Origin of the sequence: Owenweeksia hongkongensis DSM 17368, assembly GCF_000236705.1 — a bacterium.
GTDB classification, from domain to species: Bacteria; Bacteroidota; Bacteroidia; order Flavobacteriales; family Schleiferiaceae; genus Owenweeksia; species Owenweeksia hongkongensis.
Map to the genome: position 1 here is coordinate 3,784,741 of NC_016599.1, position 14,982 is coordinate 3,799,722.

The window sequence follows — 14,982 nt, forward strand, 5'->3', positions numbered from 1 at the left end:
TAGATAATCTTAGATAAGGGAGCCCTATGTACTATTTTTTTTTAATTTGTCCGTCAAATTATAGAATAGTTTATCATCAATTCCTTTCTCATGATTGTAGGATATTGACCCACGGAACTACTCCAAAAGCAAATGTTTTTTAATTTACTTATTTCAACAAATGAAAATTGCTTATTTATTGTTAGTGCATAAGAATGCCGATCAGGTAAATCGCCTTATAGATAGGTTGGCTGATGGCGATAATGGCATATTTATACATGTGGATAAGAAAAGTGATATCCATAAAGATATCAATAAATTGCCTAATACTCACTTCGTGAAGCATCGTATTAAGGGTGAGTGGGGCGGATATTCATTAATAGAAGCAACAATGGCACTTTTTGACCTGGCATTGGCTTGTTCCGAGAATTACGATTACTACATTTTACTGTCTGGGCAAGATTACCCTCTTAAGAGTAATGCGTTTATTAAAAAATTTCTAATTCAGAACCGGGGTAAAGAATTTTTTAAAATTCGGGAGATGCCTTATCATCATTGGGTCAAACAGCGGGGAGGGTTTGATAGGATAGAAATATACTACCCTAAATGGATATTGGGGAATACTAGGAAAAAATGGATAATCAGAAACCTGTATGTTCAGCTTTGTAAAGCTTTAGGATTTTTAAAGAAGCGTCAATTTTTCAAAAAATATTATGGAATAAGCCAGTGGTTTGCAATTTCCCGAAACGCAGTGGAGTATATTTATAAGTACTCACAAGAAAACGTTGATGCTTTGAAATTTTTTAAGAATTCGTTAATTCCTGACGAGATTTTCTTTTCAACCATAATAATGAACTCGCACTTCAAAGATAAAGTAGAGCCAACTGATTTGAAGTTGGTGGATTGGACTACTGGCCCGGAAATGCCACTTATATGGAAAGAAGAACACATAAGTCGGATAATTAACTCGGAGGCTTTGTTCGCTCGAAAGTTTGATATGGATATAGATAGCAAGGTTTTGGATCAGATAGATAAAGAGTTATTGGGAGTTTGTTGTTAGTTAAAGAACATGCTAGAAGGGTTGGGGACTACAAAACTAAAATTAAGACAATTAAAAAATATCGTACACTTGCTGATGCATTGTCTTTAGGGCTAATGGCATAAATAGTTGAAATGTTGAACTCACTAAAATCTCTACCGAAGAAAATATGATCACGAATGATAGATTACCAGACTTTTTAATAATTGGAGCTGGAAAATCAGGAACGACTGCGCTGTGTGATTTTCTATCTCAACATCCTGAAATTTTTATCTCAAAACGGAAAGAACCTAATTTTTTGGCATTTGAAGGTGTAGATTCAAATTCCTATGATTTGGAAGAGTCAAGATCGTATCACGAGCAATCGGTTGTTACCTTAGAGAAGTATTTAGAACTTTTTGAGAATGCTGCAGAGAATCAAGTGGTAGGTGAGAACTCTAATGTGTATTTAACTAATGAAAGAACTATTCCCAACATTAAAAAGTATGTGCCAAATGCAAAATTAATTGTTATTCTCCGCCATCCAGCGGATAGGTTATTGTCAAGGTATTCTCATCTAGTACGGATTAATTCTGTCCCCACAGAGGGGTTAGATGAGTTGTTCAATCGATCCTCGATTTGGTGGAGAAGACAAGATTTGATACTTGAAGGGTTCTATGGAAGGTACTTGGAAAGGTATTACCGCGAATTCGACAAAGATTTGATTAAAGTTATTTTTTATGAAGACTTTAAGCTGAATAGGGGTCAGGTTCTTAAAGAAGTATTTGAATTTTTAAATGTGGATGGTTCTTTTAAGGCTGATGCATCCGTAATTCTTAATAAATCAGGAAGAAGAAAAAAAAATCTGTTTAATTGGCTGTTGGGTGAAGATGGTTTTTTAATTAAAAGCTCAAAAAAAATGTCTCCCAAAATTCATGATATAATGAAAAATGATTTGTTTTTCAAAAAACAACTTCTGAAATGGCGCAACAGTAATCTTGAGACTATTAAGTTTTCAGAGGATTTACGTACACGAATCACAGATGAGATATATAGAGAGGATATCATTAAGTTGGAAAATGTTACAGGTAGATCTTTGAAGGATTGGTTCTAAACTTCTACCCTTAAACTTTAAAACGAAAAGTGACTTCTAAGCTTCTAAATTTACTTAATTCTCAAAAGTTTTATGCTTTTACCGGTAGTGTAGTGGGGGCTGCATTTAGCCTATTAAGCTTTGGTTTACTGGCTCGATCGTTAAGTAAGGCCGATTTTGGACTGTGGACGTTTTTTCTTACTGTTTTTTCATTTTCTGAATTGGTGATGAATGGATTGGCTGGACGCCCATTGATAAAAATGGGCTCGGAGGGCGATCTTAAATATCAAAAGGAACTAATAAGTAGTGCTTTTAGGATATGTATTAGGACATCATTAGGTATATCCATAATGGTTGCTATTACCTTTTTGATCATATGGTTCATTACCAATGATTTATTCTATATTCAGCTGTTATTCTGGTTTACTTCTTGTTCTATGTTGTCCATTCCTCATTTATTTGCAATTTGGACGAACTCTATGCAAATTAAATTTCAGCGAGTTACGTTAGTTACTGGTAGTATGAAGTTTTTTTTTATGATTGGTGTAATTATAGTTTATGTATTTAACCTTGGACTTGATTGGGTGTATATATTCTTTTTTCTTTCAACACTAATTACATCTATAATTTCATTAATTTTTGGATGGTCAAACCTTAAAGGAGCTATTCATTATTCTAAACGATATGTGGGTAAAATTTTCAATTTTGGGAAATTTAGTGTGGGAACGATGCTTGGTAGTAGTGCGCTGAGTAGTTCAGATACTTTTCTAATCATGGCTTTTTTAGGGCCAGAAGCGGTAGCGGTTTATAATGTTCCTATGCGCATTGTTAACATTTATGATATACCTTTAAGATCTTTGGTGCAGATTGCGTATCCGACCTTATCAAAGATTAGGAATAAGCTTGGCTCAAATGGTTTTCTTAAAGAGTTTTATACGAGCAGTGGGTTTGCTTTTTTAGTGCTTTTACCGTTAAGCGTGTCAATTTTTGTTTTTGCAGAACTGTTAGTTAAAATTATTGGAGGAGATGGGTATGTAGAGGCAGCACCTCTTTTGAGAGTGTTTGGTTTGTACCTTGTAATGACTCCTTTAGATCGATTTGGAGGAATAGCACTTGATGTCCTAAATAAGCCAAATTTGAATTTTAAGAAAATGATGATTATGTTATTCGTTAACGTTGTGGGGGATTTATTAGCCATTTATTTAAGTGGCGGAGTGACGTATATAGCAATAGCTTCAATTTTTACTCTTAGCATGGGCACTTTTATGACTTATTATTATTTGCGGGTAGATGTCCCTTTTAAAATTACTCTCATACTGTTGGCTGGTAAAGAAGAGTTATTAAGGCTATCTCGGAAACTTTTTTTGTTTTAACGAATAAATGATTTATTTAGATTAGAATTCCAATTTTGAGAAAGAATTTTATATTTGGAATTGAAACTAAACCTTCTCAATGAACGGCTTTAAAATTTTTATTGTTGACGACAACGAGTTGTATGCGAAAGCTAGTCAGCATCATCTGTCTTTAAATCCAGATAACGAAGTTGAAAGCTTCAGTACTGGAAAGGATTGTATTAACAATCTGTACACAAAACCCAATATGATATTCTTAGATTATTCTCTTCCTGATATGTCGGGAATAGAAGTGCTGAGGAAAATAAAGCAAAGTTACCCTGAGACTCCGGTGGTAATAGTGAGCGGGCAAGAAGATGTGAGCACAGCAGTAGAGTTGTTGAAGGAGGGAGCGTATGATTATATTGTAAAGGATGAAAATGCACATGAACGGATGTGGAAGTCAACCAACAATATTCGTGAAAACTTCATGCTTCGTGATGAGATTGATAAGCTTCGCGAAGAGGTAGATCATAAATATGATTTTTCAAACATTAAGGGAAATAGCCTTGCTTTGAAAAAGGTTTATAAGCTTATAGAAAAGGCATCTCAAACCAATATCACTGTTTCTATAACTGGTGAGACGGGAACTGGAAAAGAATTGGTGGCAAAAGCAATTCACTATAACAATAAGAATAAACAAAAGCGTCCGCTTGTAGCAGTTAATATTGCGGCTATTCCTAGGGACTTGTTGGAAAGCGAACTGTTTGGGCACGAGAAAGGTGCTTTTACTGGAGCCTCTAATAGACGCATAGGAAAATTTGAAGAAGCTATTGGGGGCACCATTTTTTTGGATGAGATAGGAGAAATGGATCTTAATCTACAAGCCAAACTATTAAGGGTACTACAAGAAAAGGAAGTTACAAGAATAGGGAGTAATACGCCAGTTAAAGTGAATGCCCGAGTGCTGGTGGCTACTCATAAAACACTTGCGGAAGAAGTGAAGGCAGGGAGGTTTCGTGAAGATTTGTATTACCGTCTACTTGGTCTCCCTATTGAGCTACCACCCTTGCGAGATAGAGGTAATGATATTGTAGTTTTAGCAAAACATTTTATCGATGACTTTGCAAGTGAAAATGATATGGGTAAGTTGCACATAACTGCAGATGCGCAAAAAAAATTGCTGAATTATGATTGGCCTGGTAATGTTAGAGAATTGAAAGCAGTGGTTGAACTCGCTTCCGTGTTGTGTGATGATGGCAAAATCACTGATATGGATATTAATTTTAACTCTACAAATAATGGCCTTTCGGAATTGATGTCCAAGGAGCTGACCTTGAAAGGTTATAATATTAAAATCATTCAACACTTTTTGGATAAGTACGAGCGCAACGTGGTAGATGTTGCCAAGAAGCTGGATATAGGTAAGAGTACCATTTACAGAATGGTGAAGAACAACGAATTAGAAATTTAAGATATAATGGCAGGACAGATTTACAATCTCTCCCAATTAGAGGAATTGGCAGGGGGAAATATCGAGTTTGTAAATAGCATGGTGGAAACCTTTTTAGAACATACCCCCGGCCAACTGGAGGAGATACTTCATGCCTATGAGATTTTAGATTTAGCAACAGTTGGGGCTGTAGCTCATAAGATAAAGCCTAATATTGAGCTGTTTGGAATCAATATAATAAAGCAAGACATACGCGTGGTTGAAGAAAAAGGTAAGCAAGGGTTAAAGGATAAAGACCTTGAGGAGAGTATTAGTCGCGTAGAGTTACATTTAAAGGAGGCTTTTAATCAATTACTACAGAGGTGATGAACACACTAAAACAGGTGCTTATTATAGATGATGAACCTATAATGAGGAAGTTGCTTCAGCAGATACTTAAAGAGAAGTATGAAGTGATTTTAAAAGAAAATGGACGTGAAGCTTTAGAATGGATGTACTCGGGAAATATACCTGACTTGGTAGTAGCTGATCTTAATATGCCAGAAATTGACGGGTTTGAATATATTGAGAAGGTTCGCGAAAGCGGTTTTTTTAATGATGTTCCCTTAATTGTTTTATCTGGTGAAGAAAGCAGTGCTGAAAGAATCAAGTGCTTGAAGCTCGGTGCCAACGATTACTTAATTAAACCCTTTAACCCTGAAGAGTTGGGGTTGCGAATTGATAACTTGATAAAACTTCGTTCGTGAAAAAGATACTCTACATTGGAGAAGACCAAGAACTCCACTTAAGATTGGGCGCTGAGCCTAACTTGACAGTTGATAGAGTTTCTAATGTGGTTGGTTTTTCCAATGCTTTAGAATCTCTGGAGGATCTAGATTTTGTATTGTCCGACTATAAGCTAAAGGGGTTAAATGGCACAGGAATTTTTGAAAAATTCAGGGAGCACTTTAGCAAACATCAAATTCCCTTTGGATTAGTGGTAAATCACCCGGAAAAGAAATTTCGAGTTTCTCTGCTCAAGTCCGGTATCTCGGAGGTATACCCTAGTAATGTGAACGCTGAAACTGTTGTATCTAGGATAAATTTCTTAAAAGAAATGCTTGAGTCTCGTTTGAGCACTGCCAAGAAGGTAGAATATCAAGAATACCATATTCCATTGTCAAAAAGAATTTTTGACTTGGTGGTTGCCGGCTGTGCCTTAGTAGTATTTTCCCCGATAATTATTTTGACGGCAATAGCCATAAAAATAGAAAGCCCAGGGTCAATATGGTATGTGAGTAAGCGAGTGGGCACTGGCTATAGGGTATTCGATTTCTATAAGCTAAGATCAATGTATATGGATGCTGATAAAAGGGTGGCGGATATGAAGCATTTGAATCAGTATGCTATAGAAGCTGAAGAGTCTGGCTTTAGTGAATTTGTTTCACAAAACGAGCAGAAAGAAGAAGCACCAACCTTACTTTATAAAGATGGGCAACCAATGAGTGAAGAAGAATACCTCATTTATAAAAAAAGGCAGCAAGCAGGCACATTTGTGAAGTTTAAAGACGACCCTAGAGTTACAAGGGTGGGTAAGTTTATTAGAAATACGAGTATTGATGAATTACCCCAGCTCATTAATGTAGTAAAAGGAGATATGTCTATAGTTGGGAATAGACCTTTACCCTTGTATGAGGCGGAGCAGCTTACATCGGATGACTGGGGTGAGCGATTTTTGGCTCCAGCAGGAATTACAGGTTTATGGCAAGTGATGAAGAGAGGAAAGGGCGAAATGAGTGATGAAGAAAGAAAAGCTTTGGATAATCAGTATGCAAGGAAGGTCAGTTTATGGAATGATATAAGGCTGATTTTACGGACTATTCCAGCATTATTTCAAAAAGAAAACGTGTAAAATGATGAAACATAATCTCTACTTTTTTTTACTACTATTTTGTTATGGAGCCTTGGGGCAGGGAGTTGCAGAAGGCGAATTGGCAACAAGGGAAGACAGTATTACAGCTGCGATTGGAGTGAATCTTGCTGAGTACTTACCTCCACTAAGTTTGTTGATAGAGGTGGCTAAGGAAAACTCGCCTGAGCTGGATTTTAACATGGCAAGCACCAAGCAACAAGAGTATGAGTTGGGACTTGTGAAGAAGGACTGGACAAACCTTGTCTCAATAGGAGCACAGTATAGATATGGAGCGGTTAGTGGAGGTGGAGTTACTAGTAATCAAGCCTTGCTTTTTCCTCAAGATCTTTCGGTTGGAGCCTACGCATTTCTTTCGGTAGGAATTCCGCTGAGTTACTTTGTCGGAAGAAAGGATCAAATAAGATCGGCTGAGATGAGTGTTGAAATAGAGGAAGCAAAAAAGGTTGCTCAGGAACGAGCAACGGAACGGGAGGTTGTGGAAACATATAATAGACTGCTTCTTATTCAAGAGTTAATTAGAATAAGTTCGGAGGCAAAGGAATCCTCTGATCTTATTTATGAGATGTCAGTTGAGCAATTCAGAGATGGAGAGCTTACACTTGATCAATTAGGTGCAAATACATCATTGAAAGCGCGATACTCAACGGAATACGAATCCTATAAATATGAGTTTAGTATTACCTATTTGCAGCTGGAAAGGTTAATTGGTATGCCTATTAGTAAGCTTCAAAACACTCAAAATTAGTTATGACATTAGTACAATTTTTTAGGCTGATAAATAGAAATATCAACCTTTTGCTGCTCAGCTCTCTTGCATTAGCGTGTTTAGTTTTCTTTTCTACATACGGGCTTCCTCGAACCTATGAAGTGCGAACGGAAATTTATACAGGATTAGTTTCGGGTACCAGTGTAGAATCTGTAGAAGGATATGCTGGAGATTGGATGAGAATGAATAATCAATTTGACAACCTCATAAATGTCATCAAATCGGAGCAGACTTTGAGCGAGGTTGGAGTGAGGTTGCTGGCAAGCCACATGATGCTTGATGGGCCTCAAAAGAAAATAATTGGGGAGGAAGCCTGGGCATTTTACAAAGAGCTGGTTACGCCTGAGTTTAGAGATTCTATCTTGGTTATTGACTCTGAAGAACTAACGGTTAAGAACATTAATGAGTTTAAAGAGAGGCATTATGACTCTTATATGGTTAGCCAGCTTTTTGCGAGTGATGATTCGCCATATAGCACCAGTGGCATAAGCAAGGAGCTGAAGATTGGCCGAATTGCAAACTCTGATTTAGTCGAAATGACGTATTCTTGGACAGATGCAGGTATTTGTCAGAATACGCTCCGAATTTTAAACCATGTTTTTAAACAAAAGTTGTTGACTATAAGGATAGGTCAAACGAATGATGTAGTGGATTATTTTTTGGATAAGGTAGAAAAAGCAAGATTAAACTTAGTTAAGGAAGAAGACTCATTACGAGATTTTAGAATTAGGAACATGATTATCAACTATGAGCAGCAAACGCAAAATATAGCGAGTCTACAGAATGATTTAGAACAAGAGTATCAAAAAGAGCTACGTGCCCAGGCCGCAGCTCAAGCTGCCGTAACACAACTTGAAAAAAAGTTGGAGTTGAACAAAAAGGTTGTTCAATTTTCTAATGAATTATTGGCTAAACGGAAACGATTGTCTGATATTAACTCTAAAATAGCAGAGCTTGAAGTTTATTATCAGGATGAGGCTCGGTTAGAACAGTTGAGAAATGAAGCCTCTAAATTAGAAGCGGAATTAAAAAACAATCTTTCTAAAAGACATGAATATAGTCGTACAAAAGAAGGTGTATCAAATAAAGAGGTTCTTCAAGAGTGGCTGGAAGCTACCATTGCTTTGGATGCGAGCAATGCCAAGTTAAAAATTCTATCGAATCGTGAATCTTTTTTTAAAAATGCATATAGTGAATTTTCACCTTTGGGCTCTCAGCTGGGGAGATTAGAACGAGCAGTGGATGTAGCTGAAAGAAAATACCTTGAGCTGAATAATAGTTTGAATACGGCCTTAACGAAACAACAAAGCGAATCTTTATCAACGGGTGGACTCGTTGTGACCGTTCCTCCTAAATTTCCAGTTAAGCCTGTTAAATCAAAGCGTCTGCTGTTGGTTTTGTTAGCGGCAATTGTGGGATTTATGGTTCCTTTTGTATTAATATTTCTTATTGAGTTTTTAGACAATACGTTAAAGAGTGTTGAAAATGCTGAGAGTAAGACAGGAATGAAGCTGTTAGGCGCGTTCCCTAGTTTAAATTTACGCTCAGAGTATAAAATGGTACAATTAGATTGGTTAGTTGATAAAAGTATGAGTCATTTAGTACAAAATATAAGATACGAGGAGCATTTAAGAGGAGGTGTTACAAAACGTACAGAAGGGTTCTCGGTTTTGATGTTTAGTATAAGAGATGAAGAAGGAAAATCTTTTATGGCCCATAACTTGGCAAAAGAAATGACAAGGCTAGATAAGCGCGTTCTACTTCTCAGTTCTGATGATAGGGGAGGTAATAATGAGGAAGGTGGTTATGACTTCATTCAGTATGATATTAATAAAGACTTTTTGATTGCCACTAAACTAGAAGACTTGGTACCGGACAATGGGGTGAATTTTTCTTTTTATGATTATGTATTTATGGATTTTGAGGCAGTTTTAACCGAGCCATATCCAATTGAAGTAGTTGAAAAGTTTGATATGGCAGTTTGTGTTGTGTCCTCAAAATTATCCTGGAGCAAATCGGATAAATTCGCTCTCGAAGAGTTCTCATCTGTTCTAAATACAAAACCAAGACTATTGCTTAATGGTGTAGATCCAGATCACATGGATAGCGTTTTGGGTGAAATCAAGAAAACAAGATCACCCTTACGCAAGTTTATTAAAGCAATTTTGACGCTTCAGTTTAACTCAAAAATAGCGTCAAAGCCAAAAGAGTAGTAGCCGCCAAGTATTTTTGATTCCGTTATATTATTAGAATTTTCGCTAATAAGCGCTTGGCAGAGACTTTTTTTCCGTGCTACTATCTGCGGCTTGGTGTAGGTGTTGTGCTTGATCATCCCATTTTTTAATTATAAAAATGAATGCCAAAGTGATAAAGGTTGCGTAATTTATAGGATACTGAGTCATTACCTCATTTCCATAATTTGAAACTAGGACGCCTGCATAACTTGCGAGAAATGCTGTTGCTAAACTCTTATACGTAGGATTCTTAAGGTTCCAGCAAATTCTAAATCCCTTGTAGAGAATGAGTAGCCAGATAAAAAGATATATGCAGTATCCTACAATTCCTGTTTCAGCTCTTATTCTTGTGTAAAGTCCATCTGGTGGAAAATTGGCAAGCCAAGTATTGGGGCTAAATTGTAGTCCTATAGCCCCCACAGATCCTACTCCTCCTCCAAATGGTTTTCCTTTCAGGTATTCTGTTAATTTTTCTCTGTTTTCAAGCCTTACATTTAGAGATGCATCTTTTGGGTCTAAGGCACTTCTAAGACGTCTAATGTCATAACTTGAATGGCCAATAGTGGTGAATTTTAGGAATACAAATCCAAATATGAGGATAGTCAATCCCACAATGATATATCTAATATTTTTTATAAGTATTACATATACAATGGTGCCAACCGCTGGTATTGCCAATGCTCCTCGAGTTCCACTTACCATCATTCCGTAAAATGCAAAAAGTGCAATTATCAGGAATATGTACTTGTAAAGTTTTTTAAATGGGCCTAAGATCAACAAAGCACTTATAATACAAACTTGCCCGGCAACTGCTCCAAAAGTTCCTGCATCAAAGTATATTGAAAAAACCCTAAGTTTTCCAAAGAGTAAGTGTGTTTTAGCTGCACCCGAATTATATAGGTATTGACTCTCAGCCTCAGTCAAACCTAGCTGATGCTGCTTCGCAGCCCATATAAATCCGATTATAGATAATGCAAAGTAGAATACAATGAATTGTGTTAAGTCTCGTTTGGTTTTTAATAAGATAAAAACTAAAGGAATAAGTAGTAATTGAAAAAGGGCAATACCTCTCATGGCATATGCCCAAGCAATAACACTTTTAGCCTCTGGGTTTGCAAGCTGTAAAACTATATATGCCATCCAAATGAACATTAAAGCCACAACAATGTTTTTGGCTGGGGTCAAATTAATTTCTTTGAAGTGCTTTAAAAAAAGAACTATATAAGTCAAAATTAGAATAGTTTCAATAGCTAAGCCATATGGAAGGTCATACACAAATTTGGTGAAAGTCGGTATGAGAAAACTTATAAATAAAGATGAGTAAATCCCAAATTTTGGATTCTGGAATAGAATAAATAGGAATAAAGCAATCACGGGGGTGGCTAAAACAATGTAAAGGATTATAGATCCCTTTAGCAGGAATGACAAAAAAACTACTGTTACAAATAAGGCCGCTAAAAGGTATTTAAAAATGGGGCTAGCAAGTTTGACTGGTAGAGAAGCATCCTTCATAATTTTCCTAAATAATTGTTTTAAACAGGATCAATCTAAGTTGAAGAAATTTAAAAAGGCTTCTTTGTCGTATTCGTAATGAATATAACTAAGGAGTTTGTGGCTCCTATACAAAGATTTTCCGTTTAAAGTTAAGTCTTTTGTTATACCTTCTACTTCTGTAAATACATTGTGCTGTGAGGATATCTGAAAGTATATTTTGTCTTTATTCGCTGCATCAAACCTTATATGGATAACAAGCAGTTGGTCGGTTTTTGGCTTGATTACCATATTTTGCCTTAAATAATTAGCTATTTTTTTACTTTTAATATCCTCTATTGAACCGTAATCTCTTAGGGTGATTTTAGTGGTATGATCTGTATTAGCCTCATCGATTAGCTTTCTGAGTTCTTTCGCATCAAATACATAATAATAAGCCATTTGTGTAGAAGTCCACTTTTGTTCAGTTGCAGAATATTCGTAAAATCCTGATTCTGAAAGTTTAACTAAGGTGCAAAGGGTGTCTTGACCAAAGATGGTAGGGAATAGTAAAAGCTTGTAAATATTATCTAAGCCCAAAGAATTTTTTTCTCCTACATGAACTTGCTCATTTTGAGAAACTCCACGCAAAGGTATTACCATGTCCTCAGAAAGCCACTGACCGTCTAAGCTTATGCTCCAACCTATAATGTCTTCATCAATAACTTTTACGTTATCCTCCAGTATTTCGGGTAAGGGGCTGTTTAAGTGTATTTGAGCTAGTGCATTGGATGAGAGGAAAACAAGTAGAATTACAATTTTCATTGGAAATATATTAGTACTGTATAATTGACGAAAGCTTTAAGACACAAACTAACTAAATCTTATTGAAATAGTCTAACAGTAATTTTTTTTGTGTTACTCATATAATAAGCAACTTACAATTGACTTAAAGAGATGCTTTCCCATAAATAGGTCTTAATAGATACGCTAGGATAAGTCTGGAATAATGAATTTTTAATTGATACTAACTTGATTTTACAATCAATTGTATATTGCAAGTCAAACTGAATAGGATCACTGTCGATATTCTTTTCGGTTTTAGGGAATAGACGGACTCGAAAGAGGTGTCGTTCAAATGGTATTCATTTTTTTTTTGATAGCGATATCTATGACAATAGGGTTTGAGGCTCAGCGGATTTTTAGGGAAAATAAGCATGGAATGGATTTCGTGGCTTTAGAATTAATTAGGGCTTTGATAAGGCTAGACTCGGAGAATCAATATGTGGTGTTTACTAATAAAGGGTCTGATACTACTTGTCTTTCCGAAAGCAATAACCTGAAAATCGTGACATTTGGAGGGACTTTCATTGTCTGGGAGCAAATACTGTTACCGAGGTATGTCAAAAAATTTGCTTGCGATATTCTTCATTGCACCTCCAATACGGCTCCTCTTTTTTTGAATGTCCCTACAGTACTTACAATTCACGATATTATTTATTTAGAGAGCAACCCGCTTTTTGCTAATGGCTATACAGCATATCAACGCTTCGGAAATTATTATAGGCGGTTGGTAGTAAAAGCAAATTTGAATAAAGTAAGCAAAATTGTCACCGTTTCAAATCTGGAAAAAAAGCGTTTAATGGTTACACTAGGTCTTCCGAACGAAAAAGTAGATGTCGTCTATAATGGAGTGGCATCGCACTTTTTTGATAGAATAAGCGTGGAGACTGCTCAAAAGATATCCATGAGATATAAACTACCTAAAAAGTATTTTCTGTTTTTAGGTAATACAGATCCCAAGAAGAATACCCGTAATACTATTTTGGCCTTCGCAGGTTTTATTCAGCAGTCGGGGCAAGACGTTTATTTGGTAGTGGCTGATTTGGATGGTGAGCTTGTAAGAGAGATTTTAAGATCAGAAGGTCTTGAGCAATACTTCAGTCAATTTCATTTTACAGGGTATATTAATAATAGAGATTTACCTGTTATCATTCAAAATGCCGAATTATTTCTTTACCCCAGTAAAAGAGAGAGTTTTGGTATTCCAATTTTGGAAGCCATGGCAAGAGGGGTGCCAGTTATTACTTCGAATAAAGCTTCGATGCCGGAAGTTTCGGGTGATGCAGCATATCTGATTGATCCGTTAAGTATAAATAATATGACTCAAGGAATTTTGGAGCTCTCAGGAAATAGGGAGCTTAAAGAAAAGTTAGTCATTAAGGGGAGGGAGAGGGTATCTACATTTAAATGGGATAATTCAGCCTGTCAAATGTTAAGAATTTATAAGCAAATCTTAAAATGAACTTAAGTGTCGAGATAATTCTTTGGGTTCTCATATTATTAGTTTTTTACACTTATATCGGGTATGGGGTAGTGTTATATTTTATTATTCTCATAAAAAGAAAACTTGGTAAAAGAAGCGAGTATCTGGAATTCTATGAGCCTAAGGTTACATTGGTGATTCCATGCTTCAATGAGGAAGAATATATAACGGAAAAGGCCTTGGACTCCTTGTCTTTGGATTATCCTAAATCAAAGCTTACTATTTTATTCGTCACTGATGGGTCAACTGATAGATCTTTTGAGATTTTAAAAAAAATAGAGGGCATAGAGGTTATTCATGAGGAAAAAAGAGGAGGAAAGTCTGCTGCCGAGAATCGGGCAATGAAGTTTGTGAAAACTCCTGTTGTTATTTTCTGTGATGCCAATACAATGTTGAATAAGGCATGTATTCGAGAAATAGTAAAGCATTACAAGAATGAAGATGTAGGGGGTGTTGCAGGTGAAAAAAGAATTAGTAGGGAATCTCAATCCAATGTTAGCGGTGCCGGAGAAGGAATGTATTGGAGATATGAATCTTGGTTAAAGCGCCTGGATAGTGAATTATATTCTGTTGTGGGCGCTGCTGGGGAGCTTATATCCTTTAGGTCTCATTTGGTAGAGGATCTAGAGGAAGACACAATTCTAGATGATTTTGTCCAGTCATTAAGAGTTTGCGAGAAAGGATACAAGATTGTTTATGAGCCTAAGGCATATGCTGTTGAAACGGGTAGTGAGAATGTTACAGAAGAATTAAAGAGAAAAATCAGAATAGCAGCGGGCGGTTGGCAAGCAATTTTTAGATTAACATCATTGTTAAATCCTTTTAACAATGTGATATTAACATTTCAGTATATTTCTCATAGAGTTCTAAGGTGGTCTATAACGGCTTTCGCACTGCCAGTTATATTGGTGCTAAACATTATAGCTGTTATGGGAGCTGCTGGAGTGGTTTACTCTGTAATGTTGTTTGCACAGCTTTTGTTTTATTCTATGGCAATGGTAGGTTGGTTATTTGAAGCGAAAAAGGTTCGAGTAAAAGCTCTTTTTGTACCATACTACTTTACAATAATGAATTATGCCGTTTTTGCAGGTGCTTTAAGATGGGCTAATGGTTCGCAAAAGTCAATGTGGGAAAAATCTACACGTATGAAAAAAGCGAGAGGAACATAAAGTTTTGATTCCTTCGTTTGTTTAGAATTAATATTTTTTACTAATAAGGTTGGTAGTTGCTTCTAAAGTAAAGGACTTCCCAATAAGCAAAGTAAAGGTACTATATTTCCAATATTGGGAATGCTGGTTTAATGGGTTTATTGAGTTTATTTGTTTGATTTTAAGTGTTTTGTGTTGTTTTTTTTTTCGTGGCAAGAGTCTTGCTTTTTACCTTTTAACATATGCAGCGCT

13 protein-coding genes are annotated in these 14,982 nt (G+C 36.1%); 11 read left to right on the plus strand and 2 right to left on the minus strand.

The genetic code is table 11. The features are described 5' to 3' along the window. Positions 1-160: 160 nt before the first annotated feature. The 9 genes from OWEHO_RS16660 (at position 161) to OWEHO_RS16700 (ending at position 9,765) form a co-directional block, all read left to right on the plus strand. The gene (locus OWEHO_RS16660) at positions 161-1,039 is read left to right on the plus strand and encodes an N-acetylglucosaminyltransferase (RefSeq protein ID WP_014203673.1); all 879 of its coding nucleotides are present in this window, start codon (positions 161-163) and stop codon (positions 1,037-1,039) included. A 148-nt stretch (positions 1,040-1,187) separates the two neighbouring features. Further along, entirely contained in the window at positions 1,188-2,111 is a 924-nt protein-coding gene (locus OWEHO_RS16665; RefSeq protein ID WP_014203674.1) for a sulfotransferase family protein, read from the plus strand. Positions 2,112-2,140: 29 nt separating this feature from the next. Beyond that, positions 2,141-3,463: an oligosaccharide flippase family protein gene (locus OWEHO_RS16670; RefSeq protein ID WP_014203675.1), complete on the plus strand. Its 1,323-nt coding sequence runs from the start codon at positions 2,141-2,143 to the stop codon at positions 3,461-3,463. A gap of 79 nt (positions 3,464-3,542) precedes the next feature. Further along, a complete protein-coding gene (locus tag OWEHO_RS16675; protein ID WP_014203676.1) occupies positions 3,543-4,895 on the plus strand; it encodes a sigma-54-dependent transcriptional regulator in 1,353 nt (450 codons plus the stop codon). Positions 4,896-4,901: 6 nt separating this feature from the next. Further along, positions 4,902-5,240, plus strand: coding sequence for an HPt domain-containing protein (locus OWEHO_RS18105; RefSeq protein ID WP_014203677.1), 339 nt, complete (start codon positions 4,902-4,904; stop codon positions 5,238-5,240). Then, complete coding sequence (locus OWEHO_RS16685; protein ID WP_014203678.1) at positions 5,240-5,620, plus strand: response regulator; 381 nt, start codon at positions 5,240-5,242, stop codon at positions 5,618-5,620. The genes OWEHO_RS18105 and OWEHO_RS16685 overlap by 1 nt, the downstream gene beginning before the upstream one ends. Next, positions 5,617-6,765, plus strand: a complete 1,149-nt coding sequence (locus tag OWEHO_RS16690; protein ID WP_014203679.1) for a sugar transferase — start codon at positions 5,617-5,619, stop codon at positions 6,763-6,765. The genes OWEHO_RS16685 and OWEHO_RS16690 overlap by 4 nt, the downstream gene beginning before the upstream one ends. 1 nt (position 6,766) lies before the next feature. Continuing rightward, positions 6,767-7,531, plus strand: coding sequence for a TolC family protein (locus tag OWEHO_RS16695; RefSeq protein ID WP_014203680.1), 765 nt, complete (start codon positions 6,767-6,769; stop codon positions 7,529-7,531). 2 nt (positions 7,532-7,533) lie between these two features. Next, positions 7,534-9,765: a GumC family protein gene (locus OWEHO_RS16700; RefSeq protein ID WP_014203681.1), complete on the plus strand. Its 2,232-nt coding sequence runs from the start codon at positions 7,534-7,536 to the stop codon at positions 9,763-9,765. A gap of 45 nt (positions 9,766-9,810) precedes the next feature. On the opposite strand, the gene OWEHO_RS16705 is transcribed toward OWEHO_RS16700, so the two are convergent. Beyond that, positions 9,811-11,298 (minus strand): O-antigen ligase family protein, encoded by a 1,488-nt coding sequence (locus tag OWEHO_RS16705; RefSeq protein ID WP_014203682.1) that lies wholly within the window; start codon positions 11,296-11,298, stop codon positions 9,811-9,813. A gap of 30 nt (positions 11,299-11,328) precedes the next feature. Beyond that, positions 11,329-12,081: a hypothetical protein gene (locus tag OWEHO_RS16710; RefSeq protein WP_014203683.1), complete on the minus strand. Its 753-nt coding sequence runs from the start codon at positions 12,079-12,081 to the stop codon at positions 11,329-11,331. A gap of 346 nt (positions 12,082-12,427) precedes the next feature. Between OWEHO_RS16710 and OWEHO_RS16715 the strand changes: the two genes are divergently transcribed. Both OWEHO_RS16715 and OWEHO_RS16720 read left to right on the plus strand, forming a co-directional pair. After that, positions 12,428-13,561 carry a glycosyltransferase family 4 protein gene (locus tag OWEHO_RS16715; protein ID WP_041628340.1) on the plus strand — a complete coding sequence of 378 codons (1,134 nt, stop codon included), beginning with the start codon at positions 12,428-12,430 and terminating at the stop codon, positions 13,559-13,561. Then, positions 13,558-14,751: a glycosyltransferase family 2 protein gene (locus OWEHO_RS16720; protein ID WP_014203685.1), complete on the plus strand. Its 1,194-nt coding sequence runs from the start codon at positions 13,558-13,560 to the stop codon at positions 14,749-14,751. Before OWEHO_RS16715 ends, OWEHO_RS16720 begins: the two co-directional genes overlap by 4 nt. The last annotated feature ends 231 nt before the right edge of the window (positions 14,752-14,982 follow it).

Bases quoted from the DNA above. Each gene is read 5' to 3' on its own strand.
- OWEHO_RS16660 (WP_014203673.1), top strand. From the start codon at position 161: ATGAAAATTGCTTATTTATTGTTAGTGCATAAGAATGCCGATCAGGTA.
- OWEHO_RS16665 (WP_014203674.1), top strand. From the start codon at position 1,188: ATGATCACGAATGATAGATTACCAGACTTTTTAATAATTGGAGCTGGA.
- OWEHO_RS16675 (WP_014203676.1), top strand. From the start codon at position 3,543: ATGAACGGCTTTAAAATTTTTATTGTTGACGACAACGAGTTGTATGCG.
- OWEHO_RS18105 (WP_014203677.1), top strand. From the start codon at position 4,902: ATGGCAGGACAGATTTACAATCTCTCCCAATTAGAGGAATTGGCAGGG.
- OWEHO_RS16685 (WP_014203678.1), top strand. From the start codon at position 5,240: ATGAACACACTAAAACAGGTGCTTATTATAGATGATGAACCTATAATG.
- OWEHO_RS16695 (WP_014203680.1), top strand. From the start codon at position 6,767: ATGATGAAACATAATCTCTACTTTTTTTTACTACTATTTTGTTATGGA.
- OWEHO_RS16700 (WP_014203681.1), top strand. From the start codon at position 7,534: ATGACATTAGTACAATTTTTTAGGCTGATAAATAGAAATATCAACCTT.
- OWEHO_RS16705 (WP_014203682.1), bottom strand. From the start codon at position 11,298: ATGAAGGATGCTTCTCTACCAGTCAAACTTGCTAGCCCCATTTTTAAA.
- OWEHO_RS16710 (WP_014203683.1), bottom strand. From the start codon at position 12,081: ATGAAAATTGTAATTCTACTTGTTTTCCTCTCATCCAATGCACTAGCT.
- OWEHO_RS16715 (WP_041628340.1), top strand. From the start codon at position 12,428: ATGACAATAGGGTTTGAGGCTCAGCGGATTTTTAGGGAAAATAAGCAT.
- OWEHO_RS16720 (WP_014203685.1), top strand. From the start codon at position 13,558: ATGAACTTAAGTGTCGAGATAATTCTTTGGGTTCTCATATTATTAGTT.